Origin of the sequence: Sulfurimonas sp., from assembly GCF_032250635.1 — a bacterium.
Classification (GTDB): domain Bacteria; phylum Campylobacterota; class Campylobacteria; order Campylobacterales; family Sulfurimonadaceae; genus Sulfurimonas.
On sequence record NZ_JAVVFL010000089.1, the window covers coordinates 1 to 8,645 of the forward strand.

Below are 8,645 nucleotides of genomic sequence, written 5' to 3' on the forward strand. Positions count from 1 at the left end.
ATCTCAGGGCGACTACACAAGAGTTGCCGAGCTATATAAACTTATAGCAAATGAAAAAAAGATTATAAAATCAACTAAAAAGAGCATCAAAAAAGCTAAAAAGATTCAATATGTAAGAAGAGATGCAATTAAAAAAATTGTTGCCGCATGGCTTATTACGGTGCCTGCAGCAGCTATTCTTGCCGGAATGCTCTTCTTTACCATAAAAGGAATTATGCTTTAAGAATGGATTTTTATGAAGCATAAACTTATAAAATATCTCAAAGAGGCTCTTCTTTTTATTCTGCTAATGACAATATTTGCAAATGTGTTAAGTATCTACAGAAGTGGCAGCTTAAACAAAGCGCCTGTTGAACTCAAAGAGATTATCACTATAGACAACAGCGTATACGAAATTCCAACAAATGAGCCGATTCTACTGCATTTTTGGGCTACATGGTGTCCAACATGTAAAGCTGAAGCTCAAAACATAGAGAGAATTTCAAAGAGTTTTAATGTTTTAACGATTGCTCTTAAATCCGGTAGCGATGAAGAGATGCGCGAGTATTTAAGAAGCCGTGATTTAACCTTTAAGGTTCTAAACGACAGTGATGGACAAATAACTCAAAGATATGGCGTTTCCATCTTTCCTACTACTATTATTTATGATAAAGATGGCAATGAAGCTTTTAGCGAGGTTGGTTATACTACAACTATTGGATTGTGGCTTAGGATGTGGATAGCCGGATTATAAAAGTTTTATATCTCTACTGCAATAAGAGGCAGTGCGGAACTAAAGCATAAAGCCTCATAAGAGGCTTTATAACGTTACTTGCTTATCTTAACAGCGTATGCTTTATGAGATAGAGGCACCCATGGGCGCTTGATATGTTCTGGACGACGAAGTGTAGAGTTTTCATCTAAACCACGAGTCAACTGATCTCTCCAACCCTCATAAACTTTGAAGTTGTTATCATAGTTTACAAATATATCGCCTATCTTATCACCAGTTTGCGCAGGCTCTAAAATAACTTTTTGATGCCAGCAGTGCATACCTGAAATCGGGTCAGGGTGCGGAGCAGCTACGGCATTTTGCCATGAACCGCTAAGTCCATCCCACCAGATATTTGCACTATCTTTGTTGTAGTCTGCAAATCTCTCAGCTTTAAACGGTTTGATTCCCTCAACATATTTGAGTTTGCCCACTTTTCCATCCATCTGAAGTTCAGCTGTAGGAACACCAAAACTGTTTATTCCGCCATGACCGTTATAATCTTCAATCTTAATCTGTGCGCCCTCTTTACCTGCATTTTCAGGAGAATGAGCCATAAATTTAGGATCGTTCATATTTCTAAGCACTGGCTGAGAATCAACTTTTCCATCTGTAACGCCGTTAGGAATACTAACAGAGTTTACAAGTTTCCAGCGTCCTCCGTGGTGTGAACATGCAAGAGTTCCCGGTAAAACACCCTCTGTTGGAACAGCCATAGCAACAAAGTAACCTGACTCTAGTCCTGTTAAGCTATCTACTATTCTAACACGTATTGCATCGCCGCGCTTAAAGCCTTGGCGTGCAGCATCACCAGTTGAGATCCAGATAGGATCGTGATTTTGCGAAATCTCCATAAGGTGCTTAGAGTTTGCAGAACGTGTATGAATATTATACGGCAATCTAAATACTGTATTTAATGCATACGAGTCTTTCTCTGTCATAAAAGAGTGATTTACATGCGAAACAATATGAACCATCTCTTTTTTCTCTTTCTCATTTCTAGGATAGAATGGAATAGCATATTCAGGCCATTTCCAGTCATCAGCAAGCCACTCACAGAAAAAGTCAAGCTTCTTATCAAGTGTTGGAAAACCTTCCATCTTCTTACCGTCAATCTCAATACCGATAGATTGTTTCTTACCGTGAGACTCTGCACTCATAACACCTGTTCTCTTGTCGATAGTAACATCTTTTTTATCATACTTATGACCGTGAGAAATATAGTTTTTACCATCATCGATTACTTCACGTTCTTGTGCAGAGTAGATATTGTTCTCTTCCATCCATGCACCATGATCTCTCATATAGTCATATACAGGGAATTCTGAGTTCTTATATCTCTCATCAGAAGTAGCGGTTGCTTTAAGATTTGGCAAGTTATCGCCAAATGCCGCATCATACCACTCAGCAATAGTAACAGGCTTGCCAGGATTCTTTTTGGACTCCCACATAGACTTTATTGTTTTTGTTTTTGCTTCATCTAAATAGAGTTCACCTTTTGGATCTATGTAATTAACACACATATCAAACCAGAACTCATTCTCTTCCCAAACTTCTCCTAGACCTGCTTTTATATGAGCTTCTAAAGTAGCGCGGTTAGGGTTTTTAGGCTTCCATCCAGCTTTCTCTAAAGCAACTCTCATAACAGGCTGACGGAAAGATGTCCAACGTGCAGGCATTGTTGCCTCTGAGTGCTGATCGTGTCTCTCACCTGCAAGACCAACAGGCAGAATATAATCCACATACCAGTTTGTCTCTGACCATACAGGAGAGAGATTCATAGTAAGCTCCATCTTAGACTCATCTTTGATTGTCTCAATCCATCTAAATCCATCCGGATTAATCCATACAGGATTGTACATACGAGGAATCCAGACCGCAAGCTTTTGAGGAACATTAAGCCCTCTGTCTATCCACTTCTTCTGCCACTTCTTATCTGCTAGAAGGTGTGGGAGAAGGTAAGATAGCTCATAAGTTGAAAGAGGCCATTCAGGCGGCCACGAAAGCTCATTGTAGATATCAATTTTTGGAACATCAGATCCACGTTTTCCTTGACCTACTGTTGAACTTCCACCTTTTCCGCCAACAGAGATAACATGCCAGTGGTGGAAAAATGTACCACCCTCAGGTCCGATAGCACCGCGAAGTGCTAGTGAAAGGTAACCTGTACGACCACTCATCCATCCACCGCGGTTTCCTGCAGCTGCTGCTCTCCAGAAATATGAAGAGATAGAAGTTCCCGCCCAGATAAACATATCGTAAAGTTTCTCTAGCTTGTATGCAGGGACATGTGTCTCTTTAACCGCATAATCTAGAGTAAAAGGAGAGTATAGCTCTTTTAAAACATCCAAGAATGTATCAAAATCATCGGCATCAGGAACTTTAGAGATATACCCTTTGCTTACCATGAACTCCAAATACTTTTTGTTATCCAAGAAAACTTCCCAGTTTAACCATCTTCTAACGAACTCTTTATTTACTTTGCCTTCACTCAACATTCTTTGAGCAAGGTAGAGATATATAACAGGCTCTGTTCCAGGCCATGCTGCAATCCAAAGGTCTGCCATACCGGCAGAGTTAGATAAACGAGGGTCCATGACCACCATTTTAGCGCCTTTAGCTCTAGCATCTGCAATAAATGCAGCTGATTGTGCAAAGTAGTGTCCTGCATCTGCCGCATGTGAAGAGTTGAGGAAGATAAGTTTTGCATTTGCCCAATCCGGAGATGTTCTATCGTCATTTGCCCACTGAATTGTAGGAGTACGACCACCCGAACTACAGATGTTTGTATGCGAGTTAAAACAGTCTTGACCGATTGTTTGCCATACTTTACCTGTAAATCCGTTCTCATTTGGACGACCGACGTGGAACATACATGATTTTTTAGAGAGCTCATCACCCACTTTAATAGCATCATGCATCTTTTTGCCGATGGTAGTCATAGCTTCGTCCCAAGTAGTACGAATCCACTTACCTTCACCACGAGCAGAACCCGGAGCACGCTTTAGAGGAAACGCTATACGATCCGGATCATACATTTGTGATTGAACTGCATAACCCTTAGCACAGTTACGTCCGCGTGAAGCGGGGTGTAGTGGGTTACCCATATACTTTTTAACTGTAAATGTTTTTTTATCGATCCATGCAGTTAGACCACAAGATGCCTCACAGTTTGAACATGCTGTAGGAACGATTGCATAATCATTAACTTCAATACCATCAGGATTTGAAGCACTTCTCACGCCATGACGATCTATACCGCCTCTTTTCCAATCATCACCATCTAGCTCTTTAAAATCATCCCATTCGCTCATAGGAGGATAGAATGATAAAGAGTCCGGAGTGTTTGTAAACTTACTGTCACTAACTGAGTCAGCAATAGCATCAGCCGTAAACACACCCTTTGCAATTGAAGCGCCTGCAACTGTAAATGCGGCGCCTTTTAAAAATGTTCTTCTACTTTCTAAATACATTAATATTTCTCCCTAACTCATTGGTAATAATTGTGGAATAATTAGCCATACATGCTTAACTATAGCAAGCCCGACTAATGCTAAAATAGCCGCCATTTTTAAAATACTATCACTTTTGCCGGCTCTGCTTAAAAGAATAAAGAGCATCGGTAAAATATAAGCTATCCACTGACCTAGCCAGAACATAACAGTATATGGTCCATCGCCCTTAATATAATCTATAACAGCAGCAATCTCTTCTGCCTTCATTGAACCGAATATATACTCTGACATATAGATTATAAACGCCATTAAAGCACTAAGCCCTAGAACAACACCTAGAGTATTTTTTGCCTCTGCGCTTAACTTGTTTCCGCCAAGAAGTATCATAAATGCAGAACCTGCAAGAAGTGCTGCTAAAATCATTTGAGCAGACTCTGCTGGCATCTGCCAAAGTTCGCGAGCAGTACACTGAGCCATAAGAGCAGCTGTATAAAGCGTTACCGGAATAGCAAGAATTGCCGTCCATAATAACACTGTGTCAAATGTTTCATTGTTTTTCTTGTAAGCAAGAAATACCAAAAGTACTAAAAGCCCTAAAAATGCCGACGCCATAAATGAGCCCCAAGCGATTGCCGATGAGAAACTAGGGTAAGCAAATATATGCCACATTCTAAATGGCTGATGCAGGTCTGCCAGTGTAAACAACAAGAAAATATTAATAAACAAAAATGCGACTACAGCTGTAGGTAGTCTTAAGTTTTTAACTGACTCAGGATGCATTCTAAGAAGAATGAAAAGCATAAAAATAACACCGGTACCGATACTTTTTGCCCACATGTTAACTGTTACTAACCAAGGCCATACTATCCCCGGAAGTGCGACGTCTAAAGTAACTACAGCATTTGTTGCTGCTAACGTTTCATGTACCATTAGTGGTGTCCTCCTACTGGAAGTGTTGTTATGTTGTTAAAGAGTGAGTGTCCATCAATTCTCTTAGAAGCAAGAGGGTTAAGAGTAACGTTTCCGCCGCCTACATAGTAGTGGTGAGGATTAGTTCCTTTTTCAGGTTTACGAACTTGAACTCCACCTTGATGAACCTGAATATACTTAGAGATGTTTGAGGTAGGGTCATCTAAGTCTCCAAAAATATTTGCCTGAACAGGACATGCGACAACACACGCCGGCATCATACTTGAAGCAACACGGTGCGCACAATATGTACACTTATCTGCCGTTTGCGTCTGAGGGTCAATATAGATAGCTCCGTAAGGACAAGCCATAACACATCCTGCACAACCAATACAGCGCTCTTTGTCAATATTGACAATTCCATTTTCCAGATAGTGAAGCGCACTAACCGGACAAATTCTCTCACACGGTGCATTTTCACAGTGATTACATCTAAGCGGTGTAAATGTTCTTTTTGTTTCGGGGAAAGTTCCCACATCTACATATTTAACACGAAGTCTCCATGTACTAAGCGGAACTTCATTTTCCACTTTACATGCGATTTCACACCCTTTACATCCCATACACAGATGCAAATCAACTAGGAAGCCTAATTGCATATATTCTCCTTAATAGCCTTTTGACAGACAGATATTTTAGTTTTATAACTACGCGTAATCTTTATAAAAAGAATCCCTTATCCTACGGACATAGTGTTTTCTTACTGTGGGTATATTATCTTTATAAAGCTTAAACTATTTATAGAAATGTGATAAAATTATAATATTATTTTGGATTGGGAAGATTTGAAAAGTAAAAAAAAGAGGGCGGCTTTAACTATCAAGCCTTACCCTGACCGAGAGTTCATGTGCGTTTAACCCCTCGGTATTTGCAATCAGAGCGCACTCTCCACCTATCTCATTAATAGCTCTTTTGCTAAAAAAGATAATAGAAGATTTCTTCATAAAGTTTTCAACTCCAAGAGGCGAATAAAACTTTGCCGTTCCGCCCGTTGGAAGCGTATGATTTGGACCTGCAACATAATCGCCTATCGCCTCAGGTGTATTGTGCCCCAAAAAGATTGCTCCCGCATGTTTTATAGACGCAAGAAGCTCAAAAGGTGACATTGTTGCAACTTCTAGATGCTCTGGCGCTATTTGATTCATCAGCTCCACAGCCTCATCCATGTCTGAGGTTACGATAATAGCCCCTCTCTCTTCGATGGACTTTCTTGCAATCCCCTGTCGCGGAAGTTTTAAGAGCCAATTCTCAAGCTCTATTTTCACCTCATCTGCCAACTTTTGCGAAGGCGTTATCAAGATAGAACTTGCCATCTCATCATGCTCTGCCTGAGAGAGCATATCTATTGCCATATGAGAAGCATTTGCGCTCTCATCTGCTAAGATACCTATTTCACTTGGTCCTGCAATCATATCTATATTGACCTCTCCAAAGACCATTTTTTTTGCAGTTGCAACAAAGATATTTCCCGGTCCGGTAATAACGTCAACTTTTGGAATGCTCTGCGTGCCATAAGCCATAGCCGCAATTGCGCTTGCTCCGCCGACCTTGTAAACTTCACTCACTCCGCAAAGATGACATGCCGCAAGTAAAAGCTCATTTGGCTCATTGTCGGGTGTAGGGGTGCAGACGACTATATTTTTAACTCCGGCAACTTGGGCAGGGATGACATTCATCAAAAGAGAAGACGGGTATGCCGCTTTTCCTCCTGGTATATAAAGACCCGCACTGTCAACGGGTGTAACTTTTTGACCTAAAATTATCCCGTTTTCTTCGCTGTCAAACCAAGATTTAGGCTTCTGCTTTTCATGATAGTTTTTTATTCTATCATAAGCCAGATGCAGAGAACTTTTGAGCTTCTCGTCAATATTGTCATAAGCTTTTTTCATCAACTCCGTAGATATTTTCAGATCTTCGTCTCTTAGCGGAGTCCAGTTGTCAAATTTTGAAATGTGCCTCTTAAGCGCCTCATCTTTATCTTTTTTTATCTCACTTATGATATTTCCGACTATTGCCGTAACAGACTCTATATCCATCTTGCCGCGCTCAAGAAGTTCGCTAAACTCTGCTTTAAAATTATTGCTTTTTGAATTTGTGAAGATCATTTTTTGTTCTTTTCCTTATTATACTCTTCCTCGACAATGGAGAGTGCCTTTAGAAAATTCTCGGCATTCATGGCGCCCATAAGCGCCTCAAACATCGGCTGACCGCTTGGCATCAAAAACCAGATAGCCGGTGTTCCCGGTCTCCAAAGCTCCTCTGGCAGATAATCATTCTCATCGCTGTATGAAATAACCGAAATGAAATTTTTGTTCAACTGTTCCACTACCCTTGCGTCTTTAAAAGTAGTCTCATCTAATATTACACAATATTTACATTTATGGCTTGATGAGACAAAAAGCACTGGCTTGTCCTGTTTTTGTGCAGTTGCAGTACCTTCATGATAATCTTTTGCCCAATTTATCTCCGCGCCAAAGAGATTTATCGCTATACCCAGTACTAAAAATATATAAAATTTACGCATGTTCTTTCACCTTTTCTAAAAGTTCTTTAGCGCACTCTAGTGCGCTTTTGTCGGTCACGTCAATCACTATGTCAGCAACAGCCATATACTGGGGCAATCGCTCCTTGTAAAGCTCTCTTGCCTTTTTCAAGTCATTTAACAACGGTCTTTTTTTAAGTTTTTTCGATGCATTTGGATGACTTTTGATTCGCTTTAGTATTTTATCAAAAGAGGAGTTTAAAAAAACAACAACTCCTATATCTTTTAGATTTTCTTGCTTATAAAATCCGCCTCCGGTTGATATAAGAGTATTGCTAACAGAGTTCTCCAGCCACAAAGAGACTCTCTTCTCCAGATCTCTAAAGTACTTTTCGCCGCTTTGTTCAAATATTCGCTTAACGCTTCTATTTTCCATACTCTCTATCAAATCATCCGTATCAACCGACATATAATCAGATATCTTGATGAGTTCTCTGGCAACACTGCCCTTGCCCACACCCATAAAGCCTACTAAAATAATATTTTTACGACTTGGCATTTAACTCCCTGCACTTAGTTATCATAGCCTTTAACTCTCTACTTTCATAGCAAAGGCACTCATGTCAAAATCAGGTTTGGTTTTTATAGTTTTTACATAAACCAAAACCGCAACTGCGATATTGTACTCTAAAAGTATCATGCTTGCAATGAACGCAACTGCAAAAATAGCTAACAGCGACGGTACAAAAAAGGAGATTACAAAACCAATAAGAGAGAAGATAAAAAGCCAAAACTGAATCATTGCCAATTTTTTATTTACCATCTCATTCATAGTAGGGATGCTCATATACCCTTTTGCATTAAGGTGAAACCAGACCAAAAATGGAACTATTTTATAGAGCATACCCGTCATGGTAGAGAGAATAAACCCTCCTCCTATCATAATGGAGACCGCTACAATATACTCCAAACGAAAAAAGTCATTGAG

The 8,645-nt window shown here is 40.0% G+C and carries 7 protein-coding genes and 2 pseudogenes; 2 read left to right on the top strand and 7 right to left on the bottom strand.

Annotation, left to right across the window (positions count from 1 at the left end):
* Positions 1–223, top strand: a pseudogene (locus RQ763_RS06580) (inorganic phosphate transporter); the annotation flags it as partial.
* A 12-nt stretch (positions 224–235) separates the two neighbouring features.
* The gene (locus RQ763_RS06585; protein ID WP_314151885.1) at positions 236–733 is read left to right on the top strand and encodes a protein disulfide oxidoreductase; all 498 of its coding nucleotides are present in this window, start codon (positions 236–238) and stop codon (positions 731–733) included.
* Between the two features lie 74 nt (positions 734–807).
* On the opposite strand, the gene RQ763_RS06590 is transcribed toward RQ763_RS06585, so the two are convergent.
* From RQ763_RS06590 to RQ763_RS06620, 7 genes and pseudogenes are all read right to left on the bottom strand, one after another.
* Positions 808–4,224, bottom strand: a complete 3,417-nt coding sequence (locus RQ763_RS06590; protein WP_314151887.1) for a molybdopterin-dependent oxidoreductase — start codon at positions 4,222–4,224, stop codon at positions 808–810.
* A 12-nt stretch (positions 4,225–4,236) separates the two neighbouring features.
* On the bottom strand, positions 4,237–5,136 hold the full coding sequence (nrfD, locus tag RQ763_RS06595; RefSeq protein WP_314151889.1) for an NrfD/PsrC family molybdoenzyme membrane anchor subunit: 900 nt from the start codon (positions 5,134–5,136) through the stop codon (positions 4,237–4,239).
* Complete coding sequence (locus tag RQ763_RS06600; protein WP_314151891.1) at positions 5,136–5,774, bottom strand: 4Fe-4S dicluster domain-containing protein; 639 nt, start codon at positions 5,772–5,774, stop codon at positions 5,136–5,138. Before RQ763_RS06600 ends, nrfD begins: the two co-directional genes overlap by 1 nt.
* 213 nt (positions 5,775–5,987) lie before the next feature.
* Positions 5,988–7,280, bottom strand: a complete 1,293-nt coding sequence (hisD, locus tag RQ763_RS06605; protein ID WP_314151892.1) for a histidinol dehydrogenase — start codon at positions 7,278–7,280, stop codon at positions 5,988–5,990.
* Positions 7,277–7,699, bottom strand: a complete 423-nt coding sequence (locus RQ763_RS06610; RefSeq protein WP_314151893.1) for a thioredoxin family protein — start codon at positions 7,697–7,699, stop codon at positions 7,277–7,279. Before RQ763_RS06610 ends, hisD begins: the two co-directional genes overlap by 4 nt.
* Positions 7,692–8,216, bottom strand: coding sequence for a shikimate kinase (locus RQ763_RS06615; RefSeq protein WP_314151894.1), 525 nt, complete (start codon positions 8,214–8,216; stop codon positions 7,692–7,694). The genes RQ763_RS06610 and RQ763_RS06615 overlap by 8 nt, the downstream gene beginning before the upstream one ends.
* Before the next feature lie 30 nt (positions 8,217–8,246).
* Positions 8,247–8,645, bottom strand: a pseudogene (locus RQ763_RS06620) (hypothetical protein); the annotation flags it as partial.

Bases quoted from the DNA above. Each gene is read 5' to 3' on its own strand.
- RQ763_RS06615 (WP_314151894.1), bottom strand. From the start codon at position 8,216: ATGCCAAGTCGTAAAAATATTATTTTAGTAGGCTTTATGGGTGTGGGC.
- hisD (WP_314151892.1), bottom strand. From the start codon at position 7,280: ATGATCTTCACAAATTCAAAAAGCAATAATTTTAAAGCAGAGTTTAGC.
- RQ763_RS06590 (WP_314151887.1), bottom strand. From the start codon at position 4,224: ATGTATTTAGAAAGTAGAAGAACATTTTTAAAAGGCGCCGCATTTACA.
- RQ763_RS06600 (WP_314151891.1), bottom strand. From the start codon at position 5,774: ATGCAATTAGGCTTCCTAGTTGATTTGCATCTGTGTATGGGATGTAAA.
- RQ763_RS06610 (WP_314151893.1), bottom strand. From the start codon at position 7,699: ATGCGTAAATTTTATATATTTTTAGTACTGGGTATAGCGATAAATCTC.
- RQ763_RS06585 (WP_314151885.1), top strand. From the start codon at position 236: ATGAAGCATAAACTTATAAAATATCTCAAAGAGGCTCTTCTTTTTATT.
- nrfD (WP_314151889.1), bottom strand. From the start codon at position 5,136: ATGGTACATGAAACGTTAGCAGCAACAAATGCTGTAGTTACTTTAGAC.